This window comes from Brevirhabdus sp. (assembly GCF_052826345.1).
The window spans coordinates 21,312-46,413 of sequence record NZ_JBRBUA010000109.1; the positions used below are offsets into that span (position 1 = coordinate 21,312).

General features: G+C 65.6%; 26 protein-coding genes. 19 read left to right on the forward strand and 7 right to left on the reverse strand.

The genetic code is table 11. From position 1 onward, the window contains the following. The first annotated feature begins 40 nt into the window (after positions 1-40). Positions 41-724: a tRNA (5-methylaminomethyl-2-thiouridine)(34)-methyltransferase MnmD gene (gene mnmD, locus ACU0BR_RS13235; RefSeq protein ID WP_446157302.1), complete on the forward strand. Its 684-nt coding sequence runs from the start codon at positions 41-43 to the stop codon at positions 722-724. Then, the gene (locus ACU0BR_RS13240) at positions 721-1,599 is read left to right on the forward strand and encodes a DMT family transporter (protein ID WP_446157303.1); all 879 of its coding nucleotides are present in this window, start codon (positions 721-723) and stop codon (positions 1,597-1,599) included. The genes mnmD and ACU0BR_RS13240 overlap by 4 nt, the downstream gene beginning before the upstream one ends. 9 nt (positions 1,600-1,608) lie before the next feature. Here ACU0BR_RS13240 and ACU0BR_RS13245 read toward each other — a convergent pair whose 3' ends face one another. Further along, positions 1,609-3,714: a lytic transglycosylase domain-containing protein gene (locus tag ACU0BR_RS13245; protein ID WP_446157304.1), complete on the reverse strand. Its 2,106-nt coding sequence runs from the start codon at positions 3,712-3,714 to the stop codon at positions 1,609-1,611. A 144-nt stretch (positions 3,715-3,858) separates the two neighbouring features. On the opposite strand from ACU0BR_RS13245, the gene dapA reads away from it, so the two are divergent. The 6 genes from dapA (at position 3,859) to ACU0BR_RS13275 (ending at position 8,792) form a co-directional block, all read left to right on the forward strand. After that, positions 3,859-4,731 carry a 4-hydroxy-tetrahydrodipicolinate synthase gene (gene dapA / locus ACU0BR_RS13250; protein WP_446157305.1) on the forward strand — a complete coding sequence of 291 codons (873 nt, stop codon included), beginning with the start codon at positions 3,859-3,861 and terminating at the stop codon, positions 4,729-4,731. A 59-nt stretch (positions 4,732-4,790) separates the two neighbouring features. Beyond that, positions 4,791-5,267, forward strand: coding sequence for an SsrA-binding protein SmpB (gene smpB / locus ACU0BR_RS13255; protein WP_446157306.1), 477 nt, complete (start codon positions 4,791-4,793; stop codon positions 5,265-5,267). A 60-nt stretch (positions 5,268-5,327) separates the two neighbouring features. Further along, positions 5,328-6,185, forward strand: coding sequence for a 3-mercaptopyruvate sulfurtransferase (gene sseA / locus ACU0BR_RS13260; RefSeq protein WP_446157307.1), 858 nt, complete (start codon positions 5,328-5,330; stop codon positions 6,183-6,185). Next, positions 6,185-7,369, forward strand: a complete 1,185-nt coding sequence (locus tag ACU0BR_RS13265) for an amino acid aminotransferase (RefSeq protein ID WP_446157308.1) — start codon at positions 6,185-6,187, stop codon at positions 7,367-7,369. The genes sseA and ACU0BR_RS13265 overlap by 1 nt, the downstream gene beginning before the upstream one ends. 104 nt (positions 7,370-7,473) lie before the next feature. Beyond that, positions 7,474-8,367 (forward strand): MBL fold metallo-hydrolase, encoded by an 894-nt coding sequence (locus ACU0BR_RS13270; RefSeq protein ID WP_446157309.1) that lies wholly within the window; start codon positions 7,474-7,476, stop codon positions 8,365-8,367. Positions 8,368-8,408: 41 nt separating this feature from the next. Next, complete coding sequence (locus tag ACU0BR_RS13275) at positions 8,409-8,792, forward strand: rhodanese-like domain-containing protein (RefSeq protein WP_446157310.1); 384 nt, start codon at positions 8,409-8,411, stop codon at positions 8,790-8,792. Between the two features lie 100 nt (positions 8,793-8,892). On the opposite strand, the gene ACU0BR_RS13280 is transcribed toward ACU0BR_RS13275, so the two are convergent. Further along, positions 8,893-10,341: an ammonium transporter gene (locus ACU0BR_RS13280; protein WP_446157311.1), complete on the reverse strand. Its 1,449-nt coding sequence runs from the start codon at positions 10,339-10,341 to the stop codon at positions 8,893-8,895. A 31-nt stretch (positions 10,342-10,372) separates the two neighbouring features. Next, entirely contained in the window at positions 10,373-10,711 is a 339-nt protein-coding gene (locus ACU0BR_RS13285) for a P-II family nitrogen regulator (RefSeq protein ID WP_446157312.1), read from the reverse strand. Between the two features lie 254 nt (positions 10,712-10,965). Between ACU0BR_RS13285 and ACU0BR_RS13290 the strand changes: the two genes are divergently transcribed. Further along, complete coding sequence (locus tag ACU0BR_RS13290; RefSeq protein WP_446157313.1) at positions 10,966-13,155, forward strand: transglycosylase domain-containing protein; 2,190 nt, start codon at positions 10,966-10,968, stop codon at positions 13,153-13,155. Positions 13,156-13,248: 93 nt separating this feature from the next. On the opposite strand, the gene ACU0BR_RS13295 is transcribed toward ACU0BR_RS13290, so the two are convergent. Next, on the reverse strand, positions 13,249-13,992 hold the full coding sequence (locus tag ACU0BR_RS13295) for an MlaA family lipoprotein (protein WP_446157314.1): 744 nt from the start codon (positions 13,990-13,992) through the stop codon (positions 13,249-13,251). 186 nt (positions 13,993-14,178) lie between these two features. Here ACU0BR_RS13295 and ACU0BR_RS13300 point away from each other — a divergent pair, with 186 nt between their 5' ends. Genes ACU0BR_RS13300 through ACU0BR_RS13320 form a run of 5 tightly spaced genes read left to right on the forward strand, consistent with a single transcriptional unit; the run spans position 14,179 to position 17,851 of the window. Then, on the forward strand, positions 14,179-14,643 hold the full coding sequence (locus ACU0BR_RS13300; protein ID WP_446157315.1) for a RidA family protein: 465 nt from the start codon (positions 14,179-14,181) through the stop codon (positions 14,641-14,643). Then, positions 14,640-15,446: a glycerophosphodiester phosphodiesterase family protein gene (locus ACU0BR_RS13305; protein WP_446157316.1), complete on the forward strand. Its 807-nt coding sequence runs from the start codon at positions 14,640-14,642 to the stop codon at positions 15,444-15,446. Before ACU0BR_RS13300 ends, ACU0BR_RS13305 begins: the two co-directional genes overlap by 4 nt. Before the next feature lie 49 nt (positions 15,447-15,495). Then, positions 15,496-16,704 (forward strand): GNAT family N-acetyltransferase, encoded by a 1,209-nt coding sequence (locus ACU0BR_RS13310; protein ID WP_446157317.1) that lies wholly within the window; start codon positions 15,496-15,498, stop codon positions 16,702-16,704. Next, entirely contained in the window at positions 16,701-16,997 is a 297-nt protein-coding gene (locus ACU0BR_RS13315) for a 4a-hydroxytetrahydrobiopterin dehydratase (protein ID WP_446157318.1), read from the forward strand. Before ACU0BR_RS13310 ends, ACU0BR_RS13315 begins: the two co-directional genes overlap by 4 nt. Next, positions 16,994-17,851: a mechanosensitive ion channel family protein gene (locus ACU0BR_RS13320; protein WP_446157319.1), complete on the forward strand. Its 858-nt coding sequence runs from the start codon at positions 16,994-16,996 to the stop codon at positions 17,849-17,851. The genes ACU0BR_RS13315 and ACU0BR_RS13320 overlap by 4 nt, the downstream gene beginning before the upstream one ends. Positions 17,852-17,908: 57 nt before the next feature. Here the strand turns inward: ACU0BR_RS13320 and ACU0BR_RS13325 are convergent, their stop codons facing one another. Continuing rightward, complete coding sequence (locus tag ACU0BR_RS13325; RefSeq protein ID WP_446157320.1) at positions 17,909-18,400, reverse strand: redoxin family protein; 492 nt, start codon at positions 18,398-18,400, stop codon at positions 17,909-17,911. 79 nt (positions 18,401-18,479) lie between these two features. Here ACU0BR_RS13325 and ACU0BR_RS13330 point away from each other — a divergent pair, with 79 nt between their 5' ends. Beyond that, positions 18,480-19,688 (forward strand): NAD(P)/FAD-dependent oxidoreductase, encoded by a 1,209-nt coding sequence (locus ACU0BR_RS13330; RefSeq protein WP_446157321.1) that lies wholly within the window; start codon positions 18,480-18,482, stop codon positions 19,686-19,688. 4 nt (positions 19,689-19,692) lie between these two features. After that, complete coding sequence (gene rsmD, locus ACU0BR_RS13335) at positions 19,693-20,262, forward strand: 16S rRNA (guanine(966)-N(2))-methyltransferase RsmD (protein WP_446157322.1); 570 nt, start codon at positions 19,693-19,695, stop codon at positions 20,260-20,262. A 64-nt stretch (positions 20,263-20,326) separates the two neighbouring features. Here rsmD and map read toward each other — a convergent pair whose 3' ends face one another. After that, positions 20,327-21,139, reverse strand: a complete 813-nt coding sequence (gene map / locus ACU0BR_RS13340) for a type I methionyl aminopeptidase (RefSeq protein WP_446157323.1) — start codon at positions 21,137-21,139, stop codon at positions 20,327-20,329. Positions 21,140-21,319: 180 nt separating this feature from the next. Here map and ACU0BR_RS13345 point away from each other — a divergent pair, with 180 nt between their 5' ends. The 3 genes from ACU0BR_RS13345 to ACU0BR_RS13355 all read left to right on the forward strand — a co-directional run bounded on the left by ACU0BR_RS13345 (position 21,320) and on the right by ACU0BR_RS13355 (position 23,907). Continuing rightward, entirely contained in the window at positions 21,320-22,054 is a 735-nt protein-coding gene (locus ACU0BR_RS13345) for a competence/damage-inducible protein A (protein WP_446157324.1), read from the forward strand. Next, complete coding sequence (locus ACU0BR_RS13350; protein ID WP_446157325.1) at positions 22,051-22,791, forward strand: GNAT family N-acetyltransferase; 741 nt, start codon at positions 22,051-22,053, stop codon at positions 22,789-22,791. The genes ACU0BR_RS13345 and ACU0BR_RS13350 overlap by 4 nt, the downstream gene beginning before the upstream one ends. Positions 22,792-22,935: 144 nt before the next feature. After that, positions 22,936-23,907: an OmpA family protein gene (locus ACU0BR_RS13355; RefSeq protein WP_446157326.1), complete on the forward strand. Its 972-nt coding sequence runs from the start codon at positions 22,936-22,938 to the stop codon at positions 23,905-23,907. A 99-nt stretch (positions 23,908-24,006) separates the two neighbouring features. Here ACU0BR_RS13355 and ACU0BR_RS13360 read toward each other — a convergent pair whose 3' ends face one another. Continuing rightward, on the reverse strand, positions 24,007-24,909 hold the full coding sequence (locus tag ACU0BR_RS13360) for a LysR family transcriptional regulator (RefSeq protein ID WP_446157327.1): 903 nt from the start codon (positions 24,907-24,909) through the stop codon (positions 24,007-24,009). Positions 24,910-25,102: the final 193 nt, after the last annotated feature.

Sequence of the window (25,102 nt, forward strand, 5' to 3'; positions counted from 1 at the left end):
TCGCTCATCTTGCCCGGGAAATTCTGACTTAGGACATCCGATGCACCGCGACCAGAGCGCAGAGCTGGACTGGAAAGACGATCTCATCCCGGTGTCGACCAGATTCGCGGATCCGTATTTTTCCATCCACGACGGGCTGGAGGAAACCCGTCACGTCTTTCTCGCGGGCAACGACCTGCCCGCGCGGTTTCGCGCCGGGTTCCACATTGCGGAGCTCGGCTTCGGCACCGGGTTGAACGCGCTCGCGGCCTGGCGGTGCTGGCGCGAAAGCGGCGCGGCGGGGCCGCTGCGGTTTACCAGCTTTGAGGCCTATCCGATGTCCGCCGATCAGATGGCGCGCGCGCTGCGCAGCTTTCCGGCGCTCGACGAGGAAGCCGACGCGCTGGTCCGGGCCTGGGCGCGCGCGCCGGGGCGGCTTTTTGCGGAGGGGCTGGAGTTGCGCGTGATCTTCGGCGATGCGCGCGCGCAGCTGCCGCGCTGGCCGGAACGCGCCGATGCATGGTTCCTCGACGGGTTTTCGCCCGCCCGCAACCCGGAAATGTGGGGCGCCGATCTGATGCGACAGGTCGCGGCGCACACAGCCCCGCAGGGCAGTTTCGCGACCTATACCGCCGCGGGTCACGTCCGCCGGAGCCTCGGCGACGCCGGCTTCGCCGTGCAGCGCAGCGCGGGCTACGGCACAAAGCGGCACATGAGCAGCGGACGCATTGGAATGGCCCGATGAGAGAGCAAAACGTCAGGCTGGGCATCTTTCTGATGATCGCGACGACCCTGGTGTTTTCAGTGCAGGACGGCGTTTCGCGGTATCTGGCCGGAGAATACAACATCTTCATGGTCGTGATGATCCGGTTCTGGTTTTTCGCGACCTTCGTCATCACCGTGGCCAGCCGCCGGGTGGGCGGACTGCGCGCGGCGGTCCGGACCGAGCAGCCATTTCTGCAAATCTTTCGCGGTTTCCTGCTGGTCGCCGAAATTTGCGTGATGGTGCTGGCGTTCGTCACGCTGGGCCTTGTCGAAAGCCATGCGGTCTTCACGACCTATCCGCTGCTGATCGCGGCGCTGTCCGGCCCGGTGCTGGGGGAAGCGGTCGGATGGCGGCGGTGGCTGGCGATCGGTTTCGGCTTTCTCGGGGTGCTGATCATACTGGAGCCGGGCTACGGCGTGTTTACCCCGGCCGCGATGATCCCGCTGGCGGCGGCGCTGATGTTCGCGCTCTACGGCTTGCTGACCCGCTACGCGGCGCGCAAGGACAGCGCCGCCACCAGTTTTTTCTGGACCGGGGCGACCGGGGCCCTGGCGATGACGCTGATCGGGGTCTGGTTCTGGGAACCGATGACCCCCACCGACTGGATCTGGATGGGCAGCCTGTGCATCACGGGCGCGCTGGGCCACTGGCTGCTGATCAAGTGCTACGAGGTGGCCGAGGCCAGCGCCGTGCAGCCCTTCGCCTATCTGCAACTGGTCTTCGTGTCGGTCATCGGGTTGAGCGTCTTCGGCGAGACCATTCGCCCCAACGTGGCCCTGGGCGCGCTGCTGATCGTGGCGGCGGGGCTCTTCACGCTCTGGCGCGAACGCCAGGCGCGAAGACGGTCCGCCTGACCTGTCGGCCTAGCGCAGCTTCAGCTCCTCCGTCGGGCGCAGGGGCTGCACCTCCCCGATCAGGCGCATCTGGTAGATCGGGATCGATTCCATCACCCGCATGATATAATTGCGCGTTTCGCGGAACGGCACATGTTCGACCCAGTCGACGGGATCGACCTTTTCGCTGCGCGGATCGCCGTAGCGCGCCATCCAGGTGCGCGGACGCCCCGGCCCCGCGTTGTACCCGGCCGCGACCAGCGCCATGTTGCCGTCGAACTGTTCGATCAGCTCGGCCAGATAGGCGCTGCCCAGCCGCGCGTTGTAGGGACCGTCCGTGACCAGCCGTGCCGAGGAATAGGCAACGCCCTCCTGCTTTGCCATCATCTTGGCGGTGCCGGGCATCAGCTGCATCAGACCGCGCGCGCCCACCGGGCTGATCACTGCGGGGTTGAACTCGCTCTCGCGGCGCGCGATCGACAGGGCCAGGGGTTTGCCCACCGGCAGAACCGACTGCGTCAGCTCCGTCACCGGGTAATAGGCCTCCTGCAAGACGAATCCGCGCTGCGCGGCGTCCTTCGCCAATTTCAGCGCGGCGTAGGTTTCGTCGAGGTCCAGCATGAGGCGGGCCAATTTGCCCATCGTCGCCTCATCGAGGGTCTCGCTCAACTGCCGCACGAAACGGGTGCCCAGCATCCGCTCGTTCGATTTGAAGAGCATCAGGCTCGCCCTCAGCAGATCGGATTCGATCAGCGCGGTCTTTTGCCAGCCGGTATGATCCTGGCGCCCCATCAGCGCCGGATCGGTCGGTGCGTCGATCTTTTCCGCGGCGAGTTGTCCGTAAAAGCTGGTCTGGTGCTTCGCGCCCTCGGCATATGCGGCGCGCGCCTTTTCGGGCTGGTTCATCGCCTCATAGGCACGCCCCATCCAATAGCCGGCCCTGCCCAGGCTGATCGGGCTGGAAACGGCATCGCGGTGATTGGTGAAATGCTTCAACGCCAGGTCGGGCTTGTCGAGCTGGCGCAGCGCGACATAGCCCGCGATCCATTCCAGATCCGCATAATCGGAACCGCTCGAAAGCCCGTGCTGGGAAGCGAGCGCATAGGCTTCTTCGCCCTTGTCGTCGCGCATGGATTGGCGCGCCATGGCGCGGCGGCGATTGGCCCAGGCCTCCGCCTCGCCCAGATCGCCCGACGCGCTCTGCGCGCGCAGCAGATCAAGGGCGCTGTCGTAGCGCTTCTTGCCGAGGCGCCACAGGAACCGCTCATAAGCCAGACCGGGATCGTCGCGCAGCTTTTCCGGCACGGCGGCGATCGCGGCGTCCACTCCGGCCTGTTTGCGCCGCAGCGCGATCCGCGCGCGCGCGAGGGCCTTCATGTCGTCGCCGACCAGCGGGAACATCGCCTCGGCATCCGAAAAGCGGCCGCGCCACAACAGCATGTCCAGGCGCGCATCATGCTGATCCTTGAGCAGGCGGGAGTGTCGCGCGAGGTAGAGCGCCTGCATGTTCTCGTTCATCGGGATGGTTTTCCACGCCTCGACGATGACGCGGTCCGCATCTGCGGCGCGACCTTGCGCGCGCAGCGCGGCACCGTAGCGCAGCGCACCGGCCGAGGTGCCGGGCGCGGCGTCGGCGAAATAGGCGATCACCTGCGCATCGGTGACCCTGCCGTCGATGCTGCGCTCGCCCTTGATGCGCAGCAGATCCAGCCCCGGCCAATCGGCGTGATCGCGCAGGAACGCGACGTATTCGTCAAAGTCGCCCACCCCCGCGCGCAGCCGGTGCCATTCGCCCAGCGCCTGCACGACCGGATCGTCGGAGGTGGTCAGATTGTCCCAATCGCGTGCCCTGACCCGCATCATCAGGCGCGACACGTCGCGCACGTCGGCAGCCTGCGCCAGGGCCGCCGCATCGCGGCGCGACGCCAGCACCGCGGCGGAGGGCAGATCGCGTGCGACGGGGCGAAGCATCTGCTCCTCGACGCTGTCGGGATTGCGCGTGCTCGCCCTGGCATCCACCGGGATCGAGTCGATCACCTCCGGCCGCGGGATCGGGCCGTCTTCCACTTCGGCGAGCGTGCCGCCCGCGGAAAGCCCGCCTGCCAACATTGCCGTTACAAAAATACCACGCACCATCACAAACTATCCTCCTCGGTTAACGCAGGACTGTATCGTGAACGGAAGTTCCAGCAACTCACATCTTTCAAATGGCCCATCACCCGGCTAGGTTCCGCCAGTTTTCAACAGCGGCGACTCGACCGCGGAGAGGAGAAGCGCGAGATGTTCAGAGGTTCCATTCCTGCCCTGGTCACGCCGTTCAAAGACGGCTCCGTGGACATTGATACGCTTAAATCCTTAATAGAATGGCATATTTCCGAAGGCACCAACGGGCTCGTCCCGGTCGGCACCACCGGCGAGAGCCCCACGCTCAGCCATAGGGAGCACGAAGCCGTCGTGACCGAGACGGTGAAGGCCGTGAACGGGCGCATCCCGGTGATTGCGGGCGCGGGGTCCAACAACACCACCGAATCGATTCGCCTGGTGGAACACGCGCGCTCGGTCGGCGCCGATGCGGCGCTTGTCGTCACGCCCTATTACAACAAGCCCACCCAGGCCGGATTGATCGCGCATTACAACGCGTTGAACGAGGTGGGGCTGCCCATCATCATCTACAACATTCCCGGCCGCTCGGTTGTGGATATGTCGCCCGAGACGATGGGCACCCTGGCCCGGCTGGAAAACATCATCGGCGTCAAGGATGCGACCGGCGACATTTCCCGCGTGTCCTTGCAGCGGATGCGGTGCGGCACGGATTTCATTCAACTCTCGGGCGAAGATGACACCGCGCTGGCCTTCAACGCGCATGGCGGCGTCGGCTGCATTTCCGTCACCGCGAACATCGCGCCGCGCCTCTGCGCCGAATTCCAGCGCGCAACGCTCGAAGGCGACTTCGCCAAGGCGCTGGAATATCAGGACCTGCTGATGCCGCTGCATCAGGCCGTCTTCACCGAACCGGGGGTCGTCGGCGCCAAATACGGCATGTCCTTGCTGGGCAAATGCCGCGAGGAGGTCCGCCTGCCCCTGACCGAGATGACGGCCGGCACGCGTCAGATCATGAAGGACGCGATGGTGCACGCGGGGCTTTTGACCTAGGTGGCGCGCAACGGACGCGGCTTGGCCATCGGCGCGATTCACACTATATCGGCCTGATCATGGCAAATGCGAAATCAGACCCGAATTACAAGGTGATCGCCGAAAACCGGCGCGCGCGCTACGACTATGCGATCGAGGACGACCTGGAATGCGGCATCATGCTGGAAGGGTCCGAGGTCAAATCGCTGCGCACCAAATCCGCCAATATCGCCGAAAGCTATGCCGCCGTCGAAGAGGGGGAGCTGTGGCTCGTCAACAGCTATATCGCCCCCTATGAGCAGGCCAGGACCTTCGGCCATGAGGAACGGCGGCGACGCAAGTTGCTGGTCTCGCGCAAGGAGCTTGCGCGCTTGTGGAATGCCACCCGCCGCGAAGGCATGACGCTGGTGCCGCTGGTGATGTATTTCAACCACCGGGGGATCGTGAAGCTCAAGATCGCGATCGCCAAGGGCAAGAAGAACCACGACAAGCGCCAGACGGAGGCCAAGCGCGACTGGCAGCGCCAGAAGGCGCGCCTGTTGCGGCACAACGCCTAGATCCCTTGCCAGCCCGTCGGTGCGTCGGTAGGTCAGTACCACGCGCTGAAGGAGGCCGAGATGAGCGAAAGCGATCCCAAGACCCTAGTTTCCACAGATTGGCTGGAGCGCCATCTGAAAGACCCCGATCTGCGCATCCTGGACGGCTCGCTCTATTTGCCCGACGCGCAGCGCGACGCCCGTGCCGAATACGACAACGCCCATATCCCCGGCGCGCGGTTTTTCGACATCGACGACATCTCTGACAATCGCTCGGATATGCCGCATATGGCGCCCAGCCCGGAAAAGTTCATTTCCCGCCTGCGCGCGATGGGCGTGGGCGACGGACATCAGGTGGTCGTCTACGACGGCGCGGGATTGTTTTCGGCCGCGCGGGTCTGGTGGCTTTTCCGGCTGATGGGAAAGACGGATGTGGCCGTGCTGGACGGCGGAATGCCGAAATGGCAGGCCGAGAACCGCCCGACGGAGGACCTGGCCCCGATGATCCGCGACCGCCACATGACGGTGCAGAGACAGGCGCCGCTGGTCCGGGATGTCACCCAGGTCGCCGCGGCGTCCAAGCTGGGCGATCATGAGATCATCGACGCCCGCTCGCCCGGCCGTTTCCGCGGCGATGAGCCCGAACCGCGCAAAGGGCTGCGCGCGGGCCACATCCCCGGATCGCGCAACGTGCATTACCGCAGCCTGCTGAACGACGACGGCACGATGAAGGACGCCGAGGCACTGCGCGGCATCTTCACCAGGGCCGGCGTGGATCTGGACAAGCCTGCCATCACCACCTGCGGATCAGGCGTCACCGCGGCGGTCCTGTCGCTGGCGCTGGAACACCTCGGCCACCGCGACCATGCGCTCTATGACGGCTCATGGGCCGAATGGGGCATGTACGGCGACCTGAAAGTCGCGACAGGAGACGCCTGATGTTCGAAAATCTGAAGGAACACCCCGCCGACAAGATCCTGGCGCTGATGCAGACCTTTCGCGACGATCCGCGCGACGACAACGTGGATCTGGGCGTCGGCGTCTTTCGCAACGCGCAGGGTGCCACCCCCGTGATGCAGGCGGTGAAACAGGCCGAACAGCGCCTGTGGCAGCAGGAAACCACCAAAAGCTATGTCGGGCTGACCGGCGATCCGGCCTTTGCCGATGCGATGATCGCGCTGCTGCTGGGCGACGCGGTCGCGCGGGCGCGCATCGCCGCGGCGGCCACGCCCGGCGGCACCGGCGCCGTCCGGCAGGGGCTGGAGCTGATCCGCATGGCGCAGCCGGACGCCACGGTCTGGGTTTCCGATCCGACCTGGCCCAATCATCTGAGCATTCTGAAACATCTGGGGGTGCCGACACGCCCCTACCGCTATTTCGACAATGCCACCGGCGGCGTCGATTTCGACGGCATGTGCGCCGATCTGGAAGCCGCCCACCCCGGCGATGTCGTGCTTTTGCATGGCTGCTGCCACAACCCCACCGGCGCGAATCCGACCATGGCCCAGTGGGCGGAGCTGATCGCCCAGATGCAGGAACAGGGGCTGACGCCTTTCGTCGATATCGCCTATCAGGGCTTCGGCGACGGGCTGGAGGACGACGCGGCCGGGCTGCGGATGGTGGCCTCCGAGATGCCCGAGACGCTGATCGCGGCGAGCTGTTCCAAGAACTTCGGCATCTATCGCGAGCGCGCGGGCATCCTGCTGGCCGTTGGCGACGCCGGGGCTGCGCGCGATCTGACGCAGGGCAACCTGGCCTATCTGAACCGGCAGAATTTCTCCTTTCCGCCCGACCACGGCGCGCGGCTGGTCACGATGATCCTGACCGATGCGGAGCTGCGGGCCATGTGGCAAGAAGAGCTTGAGCAGATGCGCCGCGGCATGCTGGATCTGCGCCGGCAGCTGGCCGAGGAGCTGCGCCGCCGCAGCAATTCGGAGCGTTTCGATTTCCTCGCCGAGCATCGCGGCATGTTCTCGCGTCTGGGCACGACGCCCGAAAACGTGGAGAAACTGCGCCGCGATCACGGGATCTATCTGGTCGGTGACAGCCGCATGAACATCGCGGGACTGAACGCGGAAACGGTCCCGCATCTGGCCCGCGCCATCGTCGATGCGGGCATCTGAAAGACCTCCCGGCCGCCCGACCGCGAAGGTTTTCGACAATCGACCGGAACCTTGGTACATTCAGTTTGTTGAATACACGAAATTGGAATTGAATCGGGTGCCGCATGTTTCACAGAACCAGTCCGTCCAACGGAAAGGGCTCTCCTCGCGTCGAAGGCTTTTACGACAAGGCTTCGGGAAGCTGTCAGTATATCGTCATCGACGAGGCGACGAAGGCTGCCGCACTTGTCGATATCGTGCTGGACTTCGATCCGGCGCAAGCCGCGACCGCGACAGACAGTGCGCAGGAAATCGTGGATTTCGTCAAATCCGAAGGACTTAAGGTCGAGTGGATACTCGACACCCACCCGCACGCCGACCATCTGATGGCAAGCGCGTGGCTCAAGGAACAGCTGGGCGCGCCCGCCGCGATCGGCGCCAAGGTCCGCGATATCGCGCAGCTGTGGCGCGGCATCTACAACACCCCCGACGCCTTTGACGTCGACCGCGATTTCGATCGGCTTTTCGACGATGGCGACAGTTTCACCATCGGCGAGCTGGAGGCGCGCGTCATGCTGTCCACCGGCCATACGCTGGGCTCCATCAGCTACATCATCGGCGATGCGGCGATGGTGCATGACACCTTCATGCATACCGACGCGGGCACGGCGCGGGCGGATTTTCCGGGTGGCTCGGCCTCGGATCTCTACCGCTCGCTCCAGCAGATCCTGTCGCTGCCCGACGAGACGCGGCTATTTGTCGGCCACGACTATGGCACCGAGCAGCGCGAAGACCCGGCGTGGGAATCCACCGTGGCGGAGCAGCGCGCGCACAACACCCATATCGGCGGCGGCGTCGATGAACAGGAATTCGTCACCCTGCGCGAAAAGCGCGACGCGACCCTGTCGCTGCCCGACCGGATGCTGCACGCGCTACAGGTCAACCTGCGCGGCGGCCGTCTGCCCGAGGCCGAATCCGACGGGCATCATTATTTCAAGATACCGGCGAATAAGTTCTGACCCGGATACCCGGACGGATTCACCCGACAGGAGACGATGCGATGAAGAAGGAAAACACCGACGGCGGCGTTCTGGAAACCTGGGACGTCGATGAGGTTCAGGGTGCGCTCGCCGACAATGAGATCGTGCTGATCGACGTGCGCACGCCCCAGGAATACATGCTGGAACACATCGAGGGCGCGCTGCTGATGCCCTTGCCGTTTTTCGACGCGAGGAACCTGCCGACGCAGGATGGCAAGCGGCTCGTGTTCCACTGCGGCTCCGGCGTGCGCTCCGAAAAGGCGGCACGGCAGGCGCTGGCGGCGGGGATCGACCCCGTGGCGCATCTGGGCGGCGGTTTCGGCGCGTGGAAAAAGGCGGAACAACCCTATGTCTCGACCGACATGGCCACCGGCGGCTACAAGGACGTCGCGGGCAAGGGCTGAGGGCATCTCCGCGCCGGCCCGACGGCGCGCGGATCATGTGCCAGGACAAAACCGCCCGGCAGCACTGCCGGGCGTTTTTTTTCGCGCAAATCTCAGCGGCTCAGCCGCGCGCAAGCTCGGGGTAGGCTTCCATCCCCAGCTCTGCCATGTCGAGGCCGGTGGTCTCCGCCTCTTCGCTGACGCGGATTCCGCTCACCGCCTTCAGGATCAGCCAGACCGCCGCCGAGGACGCGACCACGAAGGCCCCCACGATCAGGATGGAATAGACCTGCACCAGAAGCTGCGCCTCGGGGTTGGTCAGCACCACGGCCAGCGTGCCCCAGATCCCCGCGAACAGATGCACCGGGATGGCGCCGACCACGTCGTCGATCTTGAGCCGGTCGAGAAACGGCACCGCAAAGACGACCAGGGCCCCGCCCACGCCGCCGATCAGCGCGGCCATGCCGAGCGACGGGGTAAGCGGTTCCGCCGTGATCGACACCAGACCCGCCAGCGCGCCGTTCAGGATCATGGTCAGGTCGGGCTTGCGGTACATAAGCTGCGTCAGGATCAGCGCGACGACCGCGCCGCCGGCGGCACCCGCGTTGGTGTTGGACAGGATGCGCCCCACATCGGCCGCGTCACCGACAGATCCCATTGCAAGCTGCGATCCGCCGTTGAAACCGAACCAGCCGAACCACAGGATCATCGTGCCCAGCGTCGCCAGCGACAGGTTCGAGCCGGGCATCGGGATCGTGCGGCCGTCCTTGTATTTACCCAGACGCGGCCCCAGGATCAGCGCGCCGGTCAGGGCCGCCCAGCCGCCCACCGAATGCACCACGGTCGAGCCCGCGAAATCCAGAAAACCCATCGCATCCAGAAAACCACCGCCCCATTTCCAGCTGGCCTGAAGCGGATAGATGAAGCCCGTCAGCACCGCGGTGAAAATCAGGAACGGCCACAGCTTGACCCGTTCCGCCATCGTGCCCGAAACGATCGAGGCCGTCGCCGCGCAGAACATCAACTGGAAGAAAAAATCGCTGGAAGTCGCGGCATAGGTGATATCCGACGCGCCCGCCGCGGTGATGCCCACCGCCTCCATCACGGCGACGGACGGAAAGGCACCCGACAGCCAGCCCGCGACGGCCCAGCTGTCGCCTGGATACATCAGCGTGTAACCGACCGCGTAATAGACCAGCGCCGCGATCGACAGCAGGGCGATGTTCTTGGTCAGCTGCATCGCCACGTTCTTGTTGCGCACCAGACCGGCCTCCAGCATCGCGAAGCCGGCCGCCATGAAGAACACGAGGATGCCGCTGATCAGAAAAAGCAGCGTGTTCAAAACGAACACCACCTCGCCGGGCACGGCCGCACCCGCTGCAACTGTTTCTGCACCCGTCGCTGCGGCGTCCTGCGCCAACGCGGGCGATGCAAGCTGCGCGCCCAGCAGCAGCACCAGCGTCAGCGTCAGCGTCAGGGAACGTCCCTTGCCAGCCGCGCGCAGCCCGCCCCGATCCGCGACCGGCGGCGGCGTTTCGGCGACTTTTCTCAAAGCATTCATGGATTGCATGGCTCGGTGATCCTTCGGATTTCTACGAATTTCAGATTGCATTGGCGTTGACCTCTCCGGTGCGCACGCGCACCGCCTGCTCGACATCGAGAACAAAGACCTTGCCGTCGCCGATCCGGTCGGACCGGGCGCTTTTCAGAATGGCGGCGACCGCGCTCTCGGCCACGTCATTCTCGACCACGACCTCCAGCTTGACCTTGGGCACGAAATTCACGGCATATTCCGCCCCCCGGTAGATCTCGGTGTGACCGGACTGGGCGCCAAAGCCCTTGATCTCGGTAATCATCATGCCGCGCACGCCGGTGGCGGTCAGCGCCTCGCGGACCTCCTCCAGCTTGAACGGCTTGATCGCTGCGATGATGAGTTTCAATTCGGTTCCCCTCGTCTGGCGGGCCGTCGGGACCCGCGATGACCTCAGGCAACCCGCCCCGCGCCCGAATTCGCAAGGCTGCCGGGGGGCCGGCGGGGGCCGCCGACGCGAAACTTGTCGAAGACAGGCAGAAAAAAGCGGCCTTCGCCTAATTTCTGCGCAAAAGATTAAATGTCCTTGCCCCGGGTTAGCGGCTCCACTTTCGCAGCCGTGGGCGTTATGGTCCCCGTGCAGGCAAACAGACAGAGCATGGTATGAGTAAGCCACCAGGCAGAAAACCCGGATTGATCGCGGAAAAACGCTACGCTGCGGCCAAGACCGCCAAGGCGCGCGCCCCCAATTCCGGTTCAACGACACGGCGACGCAAGGCCGCGCGCCGGAAACCCGCGCGCCCGCGCGGTTTTCTCGGGCTGATCGCGCTGCCGTTTGCCTGGGCGCTTCGCCTGATCTGGCGGCTGACCTGGCGCGCGACGGCGGTGGTGCTGCTTTTGGTGGGTATCGCGGTGGCCTATGTCGCCTCGACGCTGCCGCCCGCGACGGCGCTGATGGACGGGCGCGCACGCGGCTCCGTCACCATGCTGGACCGGAATGGTGATGTCTTTGCCTGGCGCGGCCAGCAGTTCGGCGGCGCCATCACCACGGAGACGGTTTCGCCCTACGTCAAGAACGCCATCGTCGCCACGGAGGACAGGCGGTTCTACAGCCACTTCGGGCTGGACCCGCGCGGCATCGCCAGCGCCATCCGCATTAACCTGAGCGAGGGGCGCGGACCGCTTTCGGGCAACGGCGGCTCCACCATCACGCAGCAGACGGCCAAGCTGATCTGCATGGGCACGCCCTATGATCCGACCAGCGGCCAGAGCGAACGCGAATACGAGGAAGAGTGCCGCCGCACGACCCTGTGGCGCAAGGCCAAGGAGGCGATCTACGCGCTGGCGATGGAGCTGCGCTATTCCAAGGACGAGATCCTCGACATCTACATGAACCGCGTGTTCCTGGGGTCCGGCGCGCGCGGCTTCGAGGCCGCAAGTCAGCGGTATTTCGGCAAATCCGCCGCGCAGGTCAATCCGGCCGAGGCCGCGATGATGGCGGGGCTGCTGGTCGCGCCCACGCGCTACGCGCCCACGAACGATCTGGAACGATCGCAAAACCGCGCGGGCGTCGTCATCGGCCTGATGGCGCAGCAGGGTTACATCACCCAGGCGCAGGCGGACGCCGCGCTGGCCAGACCGGCCGTGCTATCCGACGCGGCGGAGGCTCAGGCGGGCGGCTATTTCGCCGATTGGGTGATGGAAAGCGGCCCCGACTTCCTGACCCGCGACACCACCGAGGATGTGATCATCAAGACCACATTCGACGACCGCATCCAGAAAGCCGCGGAAACCGCCCTGAAATCGGTGTTCGACGACCGACTCAAGGAAGGCTCGGAGGCGGAGGCCGCGATCGTGGTGATGTCGGCGGACGGCGCGGTGCGCGCCATGGTCGGCGGACGCCGCACCAAGGTCACCGGCGCCTTCAACCGCGCCACCCATGCCAACCGGCAGACCGGGTCGGCATTCAAGCCCTTCGTCTATGCCGCGGCGCTCGACATGGGCTATTCCCCGAACGACCTGATCGACGATTCGCCACTGACCATCGACATTCCCGGATCGGGGCCCTGGTCGCCCAAGAACTACGACAACAAGTACCGCGGCCGGGTTACCCTGACCGAGGCGTTGCAGAATTCGCTGAACATCCCCGCCGTGCGCCTGTCGGAGGCCGTGGGCCGCGAGGCCGTGCGTCAGGTCGCCTCCGACTTCGGCATCGAAAGCGATCTGGCCGCCGGTCCGGCGCTGGCGCTGGGGGCGTCGGGATCGTCGCTGCTGGAAATGACGGGCGCCTATGCGGGCATCCTGAATGGGGGCCGTTCGGTGACGCCCTATGGCCTGACCGAGCTGCGCCTGATGACCGACGACAAGGTGCTGATGGGCCAGGAAGGCGGCATGGGCGAGCGTGTCGTTTCCGAAAAGGCCGCGCGCTATCTGACCTACATGATGAGCAAGGTCGTCGAATCGGGCACCGGCAAGCGTGCGCAGCTGGCGGATCGTCCCGCCGCCGGCAAGACCGGCACCACGCAGGCGGCGCGCGATGCCTGGTTCATCGGCTTTACTGCCGATTATGTGGCCGGGGTCTGGATGGGGTTCGACGACAACACGCCGCTGAAGGGCGTCACCGGCGGCGGCCTGCCGGCCGCGATCTGGCGCGAGACGATGGCACGGGTCAACGAGGGCATTCCCGCCTCGCCGCTGCCGATGCAGGAACCCGAGGCCGCCGCGCGCCCGGTCGCGCAGGACAGCGCGCCCGAGCAGCAGCAGCAGCCCCGTCAGCAGCAGCAGCCGCGCCGCAAGGGCGACGTGGCCGAACGTATCATCCTGGAAGTTCTGGGAAAGATTCTGGGCAACTGAGCCCGCCCGGATCAGGGGCGCGTTGCAAGGCCGGGGGGACGACAATCCGATGTCGCCCCCTCGGCCTCGTGGTGCGGGCCGGCAGGAGCCGCGCTAGCGGCGCCGCAGTTGCGCGCGCCGCCGCGTCAGATAATCGTTGCGCGTGCGGGTATAGCTGTCGAGGGCATCCCCCCCCACGGCGCCATCGGCAAGGCCCGGGTAATCGCCTGGCCGGGCCAGCGTGCCGGCCAGTCCCAGCCCGCTGATGTACGTGCTCTCGGGGCTTTGGAAGAGATATCCGACCGGGTTGATCGCCAGGTCGACGACACGACCGAAGGCGTCCCGCTCCGTCGAGGGGCCAAGCACCGGCAGTTCCAGATAGTCCCCCTCGCCCGCGCCCCAGGTATAAAGCGTCTCGCCGAAATCGGTGTCGCGCGCGGGCAGACCGAAGCTCGTCGCCGGGTCGAAAAAGCCCGCCACGCCGACGGTTGAGTTGACGACGAACCGCGCCGTGTTGACGAGCGCGTCGCCCGGGCGCGCCTGCAACAGCTTGTTCACCGCGGCGCCGGGCATGTCGAGGTTCGAGGCGAAGTTGATCAACCCGCGCCGCACCCCGGTGGGCCGCGCAGGCGCACCGTCGCCAGAACCGCCGTCGCCAGAACCGAAGCGCCCTGTGACCGGCTTGATCAGATTGCGCTCGATCGCCTGATTGTCCGCGTGGCGCGCCCGGTTCTCGAGCTCGTAGGGGTCCGACACCCCCCGCGCGACAGGGGCGGGCGAACAGGCGGACAAAATCAGCGCGCCGGACAGCAGCAACCCGGCCGTCAGCAAAGATCTTCGGGGGATGGATGTAAGCACGGATACCTCTGCACATTGGACCGGACCGGGCATCGCGCCACCGGGCCGTTGGTCCAGCGATACGCGCCGCCGCCGCGCGACGCAAGCGAAGCGGGCCCGCATGGCCTGCGATCCGCGGCCGGCTTTGCTGTTTCCAGCGCCTCCGCGACAGGCTAGTTTCATCGCGAACAACAGATGGATACCGCTATGACCGCTTCGATCGACCAACGCCTGAAAGACCTGGGCGTGACCCTGCCGGACGCGCCCGCGCCGGCGGCGAACTATGTGCCCCATGTGCAGGTGGGCGACATGCTGTACGTCTCGGGCCAGATTTCCAAGGGCCCGGACGGGCTGATCACCGGCAAGCTCGGCGCCGACCTCTCGGTCGAGGAGGGCGCGGCGGCGGCGCGCGCCTGCGCGCTTTCGCTGCTCGCGCAGGTGCGCGCGGCCTGCGGCGGGGATCTGTCGCGGCTGCAACGGGTGGTCAAGCTGACGGGCTTCGTCAATTCGACCGACAGTTTCAGCGACCAGCCGAAGGTGATCAACGGCGCCTCGGATTTCATGGTCGAGCTGCTGGGCGAGGCCGGTCGGCATTCCCGCTCCGCCGTTTCCGCCGCCGCGCTGCCGCTTGGCGTCGCGGTGGAAATCGAAGGCATCTTCCAGGTTTCGTGATGCCGCCGCTGCCCGAGGCCTTTCTGTCCGTCCCGCTGGCGCATCGGGGTCTGCACGCCCGCGCCGCGGGGCGGATCGAAAATTCCCCTGCCGCGATCCGCGCCGCGATGGATGCGGGCTATGGCGCGGAAATCGACGTGCAGCTGACCGCCGACGGGCAGGCCGTGGTGTTCCACGACGAACGCCTGCCCCGGCTGACCGGGTTTGACGGCGCCGTGCGCGCGCTGAGTGCCGCCGAACTGGGGCGCATCCCGCTGTCGGACAGCGAGGAGACCATCCCGACGCTGCCCGAGGTGCTGGATCTGGTGGACGCGCGCATACCGCTGCTGATCGAGATCAAGGATCAGGACGGTGCGCTCGGGTCCGACGTCGGGCCGCTGGAACGCGCCGTGGCCGCCGCGCTGGCGGGCTATCGCGGCCCGGTGGCGGTCATGTCGTTCAACCCGCACAGCATCGCACGCATGGCCGCATTGCTGCCCGACGTGGCCCGCGGCCTGGTCAGCTGCGCTTTCGACGCGGCCGATTGGCCCGACGTGCCTGTCACGCGCCGGGCCGCGCTGCGCGCGCTGGCCGATTTCGCCGCCAGCGGGGCGTCTTTCCTGTCGCATGACGTGGCCGATCTGCAAGCGCTTCACGTGAAGCAAAAGCGCGACGCGGGCGTTCCGTTGCTGTGCTGGACCGTGCGCAGCCCCGGACAGGAGGCCCAAGCGCGCGCGCTGGCCGACAACATCACCTTCGAGGGCTACCTGCCGCGCCGGCCGACCCGCGGACCGGCCCCCGCACCGGCCCCCGCACCGGCTTGACCCGGCCCCCGGCAAGCCCATCTAGTGCCCCGACGCATCGGGCAGGAACATGAGCGAAACCGAAGTAGAAATTTCCGTGGTCGGCTCGTTGCAGGACATCGCGCCCGCCGACTGGGACGCCTGCGCCTGCCCCGAGGCCGAAGCCGGGGCCAAGGGCGGTGCCAGGGCAGACGGGCGCCCCGCCGATCCCTTCACCACGCACCGCTTTCTGATGGCACTGGAACGCTCGGGATCGGTCGGCCCCGGCACGGGCTGGCAGCCGCAGTATCTGCTGGCGCGCGTTGCCGGGCAGATCATCGCCTGCGCCCCGCTTTACGCGAAATCGCACAGCCAAGGCGAATATATCTTCGATCACAACTGGGCCCATGCCTATGAGCGTGCGGGCGGGCGCTATTATCCCAAGTTGCAGATGGCGGTGCCTTTCACCCCCGCCACCGGGCGCAGGTTGCTGACCCTTCCCGAATTCCGGCAGATCGGAGAGGCGGCGCTGCTGCAAGGGGCGCTGCAAATCGCGCGGGACAATCATCTTTCGTCGCTGCACATCACCTTTTGCACCGAAGCCGAGGCGGAGCGCGGCGCGCAGATGGGGCTGATGCCGCGCAGCAGCCAGCAATTCCACTGGTTCAACGAGGGTTATGCCGATTTCGACGCGTTCCTGGCCACTCTCTCGTCGCGAAAGCGCAAGAACATCCGCAAGGAACGCGCGGCGGCCGCCGGTTTCGGCGGGCAGATCGTGGCGCTCGGCGGCGACGAAATCCTGCCCGAGCATTGGGATGCCTTCTGGAATTTCTATCAGAACACCGGCGCGCGAAAATGGGGCACCCCCTATCTGACGCGCGCGTTCTTCGACGAGGCCCAGCGCAGCCTGCGCGACGACATGCTGCTGGTGCTGGCGCTGGTGGAGGACAGGCCCGTGGCCGGGGCGCTGAACTTCATCGGGCGCGACGTGCTGTACGGACGGTATTGGGGCTGTACCGATGACTTTCCGTTTCTGCACTTTGAATTATGCTACTACCGCGCGATCGACTATGCCATCGCCCATGGGCTGAGCCGGGTCGAGGCCGGCGCCCAGGGCTCCCACAAGCTGGCGCGCGGCTACATGCCGGTCGAAACCCATTCGCTGCATTGGGTCGCGGACGAAGGCTTCGCGCGCGCGATCGCCCAGTATCTGGAGGCAGAGCGCGCGGCGGTGGATGAGGAAATCGAGGTGCTGACCAGCTTTGGCCCTTTCAAGAGGACGGGAATGCAGGACGAATGAGCGAAAAACTGACCCAAGCCGAACGCGACACCGATCTCAGGCCCCTGCTGGACAACGGCTGGAGCCTGACGGAAGGCCGCGACGCGATATGCAAATCCTTCAAGTTCGCCAGCTTCAACGCGGCCTTCGGCTGGATGACACGCGTGGCCCTCTGGGCCGAAAAGCTGAACCACCACCCCGAATGGTCCAACGTCTACAACCGCGTGGAGGTGACGCTTTCCACGCATGACGCGGAAGGCCTGACCGGGCTCGACATCAAGCTGGCGAACAAGATGGACAAGCTTTCGCAATGATACACGACATTCTGAATACGCAGATCACCGCCGGGGTCACGCTGGGCGACGTGCTGACCGTTCAATGGCTGGCCTCCGTTCTGGGCAATCTGATCGTCGCGATCCTCATCATCTTCATGGCCTTCGTCGTCGCGGGCTGGATCCGGGCGCGCATCATTGCCATCGCGCATCGCTACAAGCGGATCGACGACACGTTGTTCGCGTTTCTGGGAAATATCGCGCGCTATGCGATACTCGCCTTCGCCGCGGTCTTCGTGCTGAACAGGTTCGGGGTTCAGACGGCCTCTCTTGTGGCGCTGATCGGGGCGGCGGGCCTGGCCATCGGCCTGGCGCTGCAAGGCGCGCTGTCGAATATCGCCTCGGGCGTCATGATGGTGATCTTCCGCCCCTTCAAGGTCGGCGATTTCGTCGAAGTGGCGGGCCATTCGGGCACGGTCAAGGATATCTCGATCGTGATGACGGAACTGGCGTCGCTGTCGAATGTGCAGATCATCATCCCCAACAGCGACGTCTGGCGCAGCTCCATCGTCAATTATTCGGTCTATCCGACGCGCCGCGCGGAATGGACCTTCGGCGTGGGCTATGGCGCAAATCTGGCGGATGCCGAACGCATCATCACCGACACCATCATGGCGGACCCCCGCTCGCACAGTACGCCGGAACCCTTCGTGAAGGTCAACAACCTCGGCGCCAGTTCGGTCGACTTTCTGGTCCGGGTCTGGTGCAGCAGCGCGGATTACTTCGCCTATCAGGCGGACATGAAACGCAAGGTCAAAGAAGCCCTGAATGCCGGCGGCGTCGACATCCCCTTCCCGACCCGCACCATCGTCATGGAGAAGCCGACAACGGAATGACCGGAGCGGCGCGCGAGGCAGTCGCCCGCGCGCGCCCCTCGCCCGCGCGTCGCCCGCTCAGCCCATGTCGGCCAAAAGACTTTCTCCGGCGGATGTCTCGCACAGGCCGGGGCCCGCTTCCTTGTTGAAGATGCGCACCTCGCCGTCCTCGACCAGCATCGCGTAGCGGGCGGATCGGTTGATCAGCCCGGCCGGCGGCGCGCTGAAATCGACGCCCAGCGCCTTTGTATAGCTGGCGTCGGCATCGGCCAGCATGACAATGCCCGCCTGCGTCGCGCCGGTCGCCTCGCCCCAGGCCTTCATCACGAAGGGATCGTTGACCGAGACACAAACGATTTCGTCCACGCCCTTGGCCGCGAACTGGTCCCGGGTGCGGATGAAGCTGGGCACATGCGCGGACGAGCAGGTCGGCGTGTAGGCCCCCGGCACCGCAAAGATCACCACCTTCCGGTTCCTGGTCAGCTCGGCCACCGAGACGGCTTCGGGGCCATCGGCACCCATGCGGATCAGGGTGGCATCGGGCAGTTTGTCACCGACGGAAATCTTCATGTTGGGCGGCCTCGTCCTTCGTTGCATTCAATAGGTGATGGTATAGGCTCCCCAAGTCGAATGACCAGAAGGGAATGGCATGGCGCAAATCATAGTGGCGGGGGCCGGACAGGCGGGCGCATCGCTGGTGGCAAAGCTGCGCACGCTGGGGTTCGACGGGCAGATCACCCTGATCGGCGAGGAATCCGTTCCGCCCTATCAGCGCCCGCCGCTGTCCAAGGCCTATCTGATGGGCGACATGGAGATGGATCGCCTGCTGTTGCGCCCCGAACGGTTCTACCGCGAAAACGACATCGACCTCAGGCTCGGCCAGCCGGTCACGGCGTTGGACGCGGCGGCGCGAACCGTGACGGTGGGCGAGGACATCCTGCCCTACGACCAGCTTGCCCTGACCACCGGGTCGCATCCCCGGCGCCTGCCCGCTGCGATCGGGGGTCACCTGAAAGGTGTCCATGTGGTGCGCACGCTTGCCGATGTGGATGACATGGCCGAGAACTTCCGCCCCGACCGCCGGGCGCTGATCGTCGGCGGCGGCTATATCGGGCTGGAGGCCGCCGCGGTGGCCGCCAAATGCGGTGTTCAGGTGACATTGGTGGAAATGGCGGACCGTATCCTGCAACGCGTCGCGGCGCCGGAGACATCCGCCTACTTCCGCGACCTGCACGGCGGCCGCGGGGTGCAGATCCTCGAAGGCGTGGGCCTTGAGCGGCTGACGGGCGACGACCGCGTCACCGGCGCAAAGCTGAGCGACGGGCAGGCGCTGGATCTGGATTTCGTGATCGTCGGCGTCGGCATCGCCCCGGCCACGCAGCTGGCCGAAATGGCGGGCGTTGCGCTCGACAACGGCATCGCGACCGATGAGTACGGGCGCACCTCGGACCCGGCGATCTGGGCTGCCGGCGATTGTGCGTCCTTTCCCTACAAAGGCGCGCGCATCCGGCTGGAAAGCGTGCAAAACGCCATCGATCAGGCGGAGACGGTCGCCGCCAACATGCTGGGCGCACAGAAACCCTATGTACCCTGTCCCTGGTTCTGGTCGGATCAATATGAGACGAAATTGCAGATCGCGGGGCTGAATACCGGCTACGATCGCATCGTGACCCGTCCCGGCGAAAAGCCGGGGGCGACGTCGTTCTGGTATTTCCGGGGCGACGAGTTGCTGGCAGTCGATGCGATGAACGACCCGCGCGCCTTCATGATCGGCAAACGCCTGGTGGAAGCGGGGAAATCCCCCCCTGCCGACGTTCTGACCGACCCTGCGGCCGATCTGAAAGCGCTGCTGAAATAGGCCGATGCGGATCATCTCGGGGAAAAATCGCGGGCAGCCGCTGGCTGCCTTGGGCAAGGGCGACGACGCCGCGCATCTGCGCCCCACCAGCGACCGCGTGCGCGAAAGCTTGTTCAGCCACCTGCTGGGCGGCAGCTATGGCGATCCGGTCGCCGATGCGCGCGTGCTCGATCTTTTCGCGGGCACCGGCGCGCTGGGGCTCGAGGCCCTGTCGCGCGGGGCGGCGACGGCCTGTTTCGTCGACGACGGCGCCAAGGCGCAGGGGCTGCTGCGGCGCAATGTGGATCTTACCGGCAATGCCGCCTGCGCCACGGTGATGCGGCGCGACGTGCGCAGACTGGGCCGGAACGGAGGCGCCCCCTATGATCTGATCTTTCTCGACCCTCCCTATGGCCGCAACATGGGCCAAGCTGCGCTTGGCGCCGCGGCGAAGGGCGGATGGATCGCACCCGAGGCCCTGATCGTCTGGGAGGAAGGATCGGACCAGACCGCGCCCGCGGGCTTCGCCATCGTGACGCTGCGGCGCTATGGCGGCACGGTGATTCACATCCTGCGCCCCGAGGACCGGGGTTGAGCGGGCTACCTGCCCGCCCCCCTTTATCTGTGCCCTTTGCCTGCGCCCCGTACCCCGTGCCCGGTCAATCCCAGGTGGGGTGAAACTTCCCGGCGGGGGAGAGGGTGAAAATCTCGCACCCCGTCGCGGTCACGCCGATCGAATGCTCGAATTGGGCGGAAAGCGACTTGTCGCGCGTCACGGCTGTCCAATCGTCGGCCAGAACCTTGGTTTCCGCCCTGCCCAGGTTGACCATAGGCTCGATGGTGAAAAACATGCCTTCTTCCAGCTCGGGGCCGGTGCCGGGGCGGCCGTAGTGCAGCACATTGGGCGGCGAATGGAACACACGGCCCAGCCCGTGGCCGCAGAAATCGCGCACAACCGCCATGCGGTTGGCTTCCACGAAGGTCTGGATCGCGTGGCCGATGTCGCCGAACGTGTTGCCCGGCCGGACCGCCGAAATCCCCTCGAACAGGGCGTCATGCGTGACCTGGATCAGCCGCTCCGACTTGCGCGACAACTTTCCCGCGACATACATCCGGCTGGTGTCCCCGAACCAGCCGTCGACGATCACGGTGACGTCGACATTCAGGATATCGCCGTCCTTCAGCCGCTTGTCGCCTGGAATGCCGTGGCAGACCACATGATTGACGCTGATGCAGCTCGCGTGCTGATAGCCCTTGTACCCGATCGTGGCAGAGGTGGCGCCCGCCTCATCGACCATCCGGGTGATCGCGGCGTCGATCTCGCCGGTGCTCTGCCCCGGATAGACAAGCGGCGCCACCCGGTCCAGGATCTGCGCCGCGAGGGCACCGGCCTTGTGCATACCCGCAAAGTCGGCCTCTTGATAAATGCGAATGCCGTCCTTGGTCACTCGTCCACTGTTATGCTCGTCCAAAATCCGCTCCGCGCATATTCGATACCACTGGGTCAGGCCGCATTTTAAGGTATTCCTTCGCAATCTGCCAGTTCTAAGCGGCCTGCGTCGAGCCACGGTCGCAATAGCGGCGGATGAGGGGGTTTGAAACGCCCCGCGCCGCGATCTATACCGCCCGTGGGGCGACTGAAAGGGGCTCGAATGGGCAATCCAACCGCAGCCATGCTGGTCATCGGCGATGAAATCCTTTCCGGGCGCACGCGGGATGCGAACATGCATCATCTTGCAGGCGAGCTGACCGGCCATGGCGTCGACCTGAAGGAGGTCCGCGTTGTGTCCGACGATCACGCCGCGATCGTTTCCGCGCTGAACGATCTGCGCCGGGCCTGGGATGTGGTGTTCACCTCGGGCGGAATCGGCCCCACCCATGACGACATCACCGCCGACGCCATCGCCGACGCGTTCGGCCTGGGCATCGACGTGCGCGACGACGCCCGCGCCATCCTGGCCGCCCATTACGCGCGCTCGGGCACCAAACTCAACCCCGCGCGCCTGCGCATGGCGCGTATCCCCGACGGCGCCACGCTGATCGACAACCCGGTTTCCGCGGCGCCGGGATTTACCGTCGAAAACGTGCATGTCATGGCAGGCGTGCCCGCGATCTTTCAGGCGATGGTCGCCTCCGTCCTGCCCCGCATCATCGGCGGCGCGCCCGTCCTGTCGCGTTCGGTGCGGATCGAACGCGGCGAGGGCGATATCGCCGGGCCGCTGTCGGCGCTGGCCGCGGCACACCCGGACCTGTCGCTGGGCTCCTACCCGTTTCAGGGGCCGAATGGACGCTACGGCTCGAACGTGGTGCTGCGTGGCAGCGACGCGCAGGCGCTGCAAACCGCGGTCGACGCGCTGCTGGCCGCTTTCCCCGAGGCGCGGGAGTGACCCCCGACATCACCGAGATCTACCGTGCGACGGAGGCCACCTGGCCCCCTGCCCGCACCTGGCGGCTGGGCTGCTGGACCCTGCGCGACGGCGCGGGCGGGGGCAAGCGCGTGTCGGCGGCCACGGTGGACGGCCCCGCGACCGACACGGTCACCGATACCGATATCGCGCAGGCCGAAGGCGCGATGCGCGACAGGGACCAGGCCCCGCTGTTCATGATCCGCGAGGGCGACGACCGGCTCGATGCGGCGCTGGCCGCACGCGGCTATGCCCTGGTCGATCCGGTCACCGCCTATTGCCTGCCGGTGGACCGGCTGGCCGCTCCCTCGCCGCCGATGACAAGCTTTGCGATCTATCCGCCGCTGCACATCATGAAGGAGCTGTGGCGCGACGGCGGCATCGGCACTGAGCGGCTGGCCGTGATGGACCGGGTGAAGGGCCCCAAGACCGCGATCCTCGCACGGATCGCCGACCGTGCGGCGGGAACCGCCTTTGTCGCCATGCACGAGCGAATCGCCATGCTGCATGCGCTTGAAGTTAATGAAAAGTTTCGGCGCAAGGGCGTCGGTGCGCTTATCTTGCGTCGCGCCGCGCTTTGGGCACAAGATCAAGGTGCGGAAACCTTCGCCCTCGTCACGACAAGCGATAATCTGCCGTCGAACAGGCTGTATGCTTCCCTGAAAATGGGGATTGTGGGACATTATCACTATCGGGGGGGCCAACTGGCCGAGGGATAAGTTTCATTGCGCAAAGACAATGATCGATTGGCAGGATCGCACCTGCCTGCTGTGGCACCGTTATCCGCAGCCTCACCCCGAGACTCCGATTTTCACAACGGCGCATCAGCGGGCCGCGGCGCGCGATCCGGCAGTCGGCGCACAATGACACGCGGGGCGTTTTTCGCGGTGATCGGTGTCGCGCTGCCAACGATGGCGGCGGCCACGGCGCTGAATCTGCCGGGCACCGCCAGCCAGACGGCGGCCCGCGCGGCGGTGCTGGGCAGCTATGCGATGCCGGTGGGCCCCTGGCGCGCAGGCACGATACCCACCCTCAGCACCGAGGGCCCCGTGACGCGGCGCGCCTACCGCCTGCCCGGATCGGACCGGAACACCCTGGAAATGCTGACGCCCCTGCGCGCCCAGCTGGAGCAGGAGGGGTATGAAATCCTGTTCCAGTGCAAGACACGCGATTGCGGCGGATTCGATTTCCGGTTTCAGACGGAAATCCTGCCCGATCCCGAAATGCACGTCGATCTGGGCGACTTCCGTTTCCTGGCAGCGCGAAAACCGGCCGCGGACGGCGCCGCCCCTGCCGAGGTCGTCAGCCTGATGGTCAGCAAGAGCCGCGGCGCGGGTTACATCCAGATCACCCGGGTCGGTGCGTCGGCCTCTGCCGACGCGTCCAGCGACACACGCGCGCTCAAGTCGACCAAAACGCGCGTCGAATTGGACCGGGACACGCAGACGGCGGGCGACAGCAGCTTTTCGCGACAGCTGGAAGGCGCCGGGCGGCTGGTGCTGGGCGATCTGGATTTCGCCAGCGGTGCCACAGATCTGGCGCGCGACGATTATGACACGCTGAGCACCCTCGCGACCTATCTCAAGGCGCATCCCGACCGGCAGGTCGTGCTGGTGGGTCACACAGACGCGCAGGGCAGCCTTTCGGGCAACGTCGAGATCTCCCGCCAGCGCGCGCAGGCGGTTGTGGACCGAATGCTGACCAAATATGCGATCCCCGAGGCGCAGATCCGTGCCGAAGGCATCGGATTTCTGGCGCCGCGCGCAAGCAACCTGACCCCGGACGGACGCACCCGCAACCGCAGGGTCGAGGCTGTGCTCTCCTCCATCGAATAGCGGCAAAACGCATGAAAAAAGACCCGCGACAATCGTCGCGGGCCCAGTTTTGCACCTTAACTCAAATACACTTAACGCACTTACACATTAACAAAAACTTCAGATTGGCGTGTTCTGCTTGGCAAAATGCGCCGCCAGATAATCGATGAAGGACCGCACCTTGGGCTGGGTGAAGCGCCCCGGCGGGTAAACCGCGTAGATCCCCAGCTTTTCCACCGGCAGAGAGGGGATCGCCTCTTCGACCAGACCGGCAGCCAGCGCGTCGCGATAGAGAAAGCTGGGCAGATAAGCGATGCCCAGACCCGAGATCGCGGCGTTCAACAGCGACTGCCCGTCGTTTACCGTCAGCCACCCGGCGGAGCGGACCTGACGGCGTTCCCCCGAGGGGGCGGTCAGTTTCCAGACGTTGCCGTTCGACTGGTTCGAATAATGCAGCAGTTTATGCGCGTTCAGATCGTCGATCTTTTCGGGGCGGCCATAGCGCTCGAAATAGGCGGGCGAGCCGACCATGCGCCGCGTGGTTTCGGTCAGCTTGCGCGACCGAAGGGTGCTGTCTTCCAGCTCTCCGATGCGGATCGCCATGTCGAAGCCTTCGGAAATCAGCTCCACGAAACGGTTGTTGAGCACCATGTTCACCATGATGTCAGGATATTCCGCCAGGAAATCCCCCAGAATCGGGCTCAGATGATTCACCCCGAAATCCGTCGCCACCGACAAGCGCAACAGCCCGCTGGGCGCCGATTGCATCGAGGTGACAAGCGCGTCGGCCTCGCCCGCGTCATTCAGCACGCGCCGGGCACGGTCATAGTAAGCCAGGCCGATTTCCGTCGGGCTGACGCGCCGGGTGGTGCGGTTAAGCAGACGCGCGCCCAGCCGGGCCTCCAGCGATGAAACATGCTTGGAGACGGCCGATTTGGAAATTCCCATCTTCTTTGCCGCATCCGTGAATCCGCCCTGGTCCACAACCATTGCGAAAGCCTCCATTTCGGTCAATCGATCCATTCCCAAACCCTTTGGTACACAATCCCTACTGCGCCCAAATCTGACGCCCAATTCGGGCACGATTGCGGAGCGCGTCGGACAATTGAGCGGTATTGCTGAGAATGTATTTGGACAGGGAACAACGCAACAGCGGTTGCGCGACCGGCAACAACGGGCGCCCCCGCGCGGCGAAAGTTGCGTGCCTACAGCAGGT

Bases quoted from the DNA above. Each gene is read 5' to 3' on its own strand.
- rsmD (WP_446157322.1), top strand. From the start codon at position 19,693: ATGCGGATCATCTCGGGGAAAAATCGCGGGCAGCCGCTGGCTGCCTTG.
- ACU0BR_RS13280 (WP_446157311.1), bottom strand. From the start codon at position 10,341: ATGCAATCCATGAATGCTTTGAGAAAAGTCGCCGAAACGCCGCCGCCG.
- ACU0BR_RS13275 (WP_446157310.1), top strand. From the start codon at position 8,409: ATGAAGAAGGAAAACACCGACGGCGGCGTTCTGGAAACCTGGGACGTC.
- ACU0BR_RS13245 (WP_446157304.1), bottom strand. From the start codon at position 3,714: ATGGTGCGTGGTATTTTTGTAACGGCAATGTTGGCAGGCGGGCTTTCC.
- smpB (WP_446157306.1), top strand. From the start codon at position 4,791: ATGGCAAATGCGAAATCAGACCCGAATTACAAGGTGATCGCCGAAAAC.
- dapA (WP_446157305.1), top strand. From the start codon at position 3,859: ATGTTCAGAGGTTCCATTCCTGCCCTGGTCACGCCGTTCAAAGACGGC.
- ACU0BR_RS13315 (WP_446157318.1), top strand. From the start codon at position 16,701: ATGAGCGAAAAACTGACCCAAGCCGAACGCGACACCGATCTCAGGCCC.
- ACU0BR_RS13265 (WP_446157308.1), top strand. From the start codon at position 6,185: ATGTTCGAAAATCTGAAGGAACACCCCGCCGACAAGATCCTGGCGCTG.
- ACU0BR_RS13360 (WP_446157327.1), bottom strand. From the start codon at position 24,909: ATGGATCGATTGACCGAAATGGAGGCTTTCGCAATGGTTGTGGACCAG.
- ACU0BR_RS13345 (WP_446157324.1), top strand. From the start codon at position 21,320: ATGGGCAATCCAACCGCAGCCATGCTGGTCATCGGCGATGAAATCCTT.
- ACU0BR_RS13300 (WP_446157315.1), top strand. From the start codon at position 14,179: ATGACCGCTTCGATCGACCAACGCCTGAAAGACCTGGGCGTGACCCTG.
- ACU0BR_RS13270 (WP_446157309.1), top strand. From the start codon at position 7,474: ATGTTTCACAGAACCAGTCCGTCCAACGGAAAGGGCTCTCCTCGCGTC.
- ACU0BR_RS13290 (WP_446157313.1), top strand. From the start codon at position 10,966: ATGAGTAAGCCACCAGGCAGAAAACCCGGATTGATCGCGGAAAAACGC.
- ACU0BR_RS13355 (WP_446157326.1), top strand. From the start codon at position 22,936: ATGACACGCGGGGCGTTTTTCGCGGTGATCGGTGTCGCGCTGCCAACG.
- ACU0BR_RS13310 (WP_446157317.1), top strand. From the start codon at position 15,496: ATGAGCGAAACCGAAGTAGAAATTTCCGTGGTCGGCTCGTTGCAGGAC.
- ACU0BR_RS13320 (WP_446157319.1), top strand. From the start codon at position 16,994: ATGATACACGACATTCTGAATACGCAGATCACCGCCGGGGTCACGCTG.
- sseA (WP_446157307.1), top strand. From the start codon at position 5,328: ATGAGCGAAAGCGATCCCAAGACCCTAGTTTCCACAGATTGGCTGGAG.
- mnmD (WP_446157302.1), top strand. From the start codon at position 41: ATGCACCGCGACCAGAGCGCAGAGCTGGACTGGAAAGACGATCTCATC.
- ACU0BR_RS13330 (WP_446157321.1), top strand. From the start codon at position 18,480: ATGGCGCAAATCATAGTGGCGGGGGCCGGACAGGCGGGCGCATCGCTG.
- ACU0BR_RS13325 (WP_446157320.1), bottom strand. From the start codon at position 18,400: ATGAAGATTTCCGTCGGTGACAAACTGCCCGATGCCACCCTGATCCGC.
- ACU0BR_RS13240 (WP_446157303.1), top strand. From the start codon at position 721: ATGAGAGAGCAAAACGTCAGGCTGGGCATCTTTCTGATGATCGCGACG.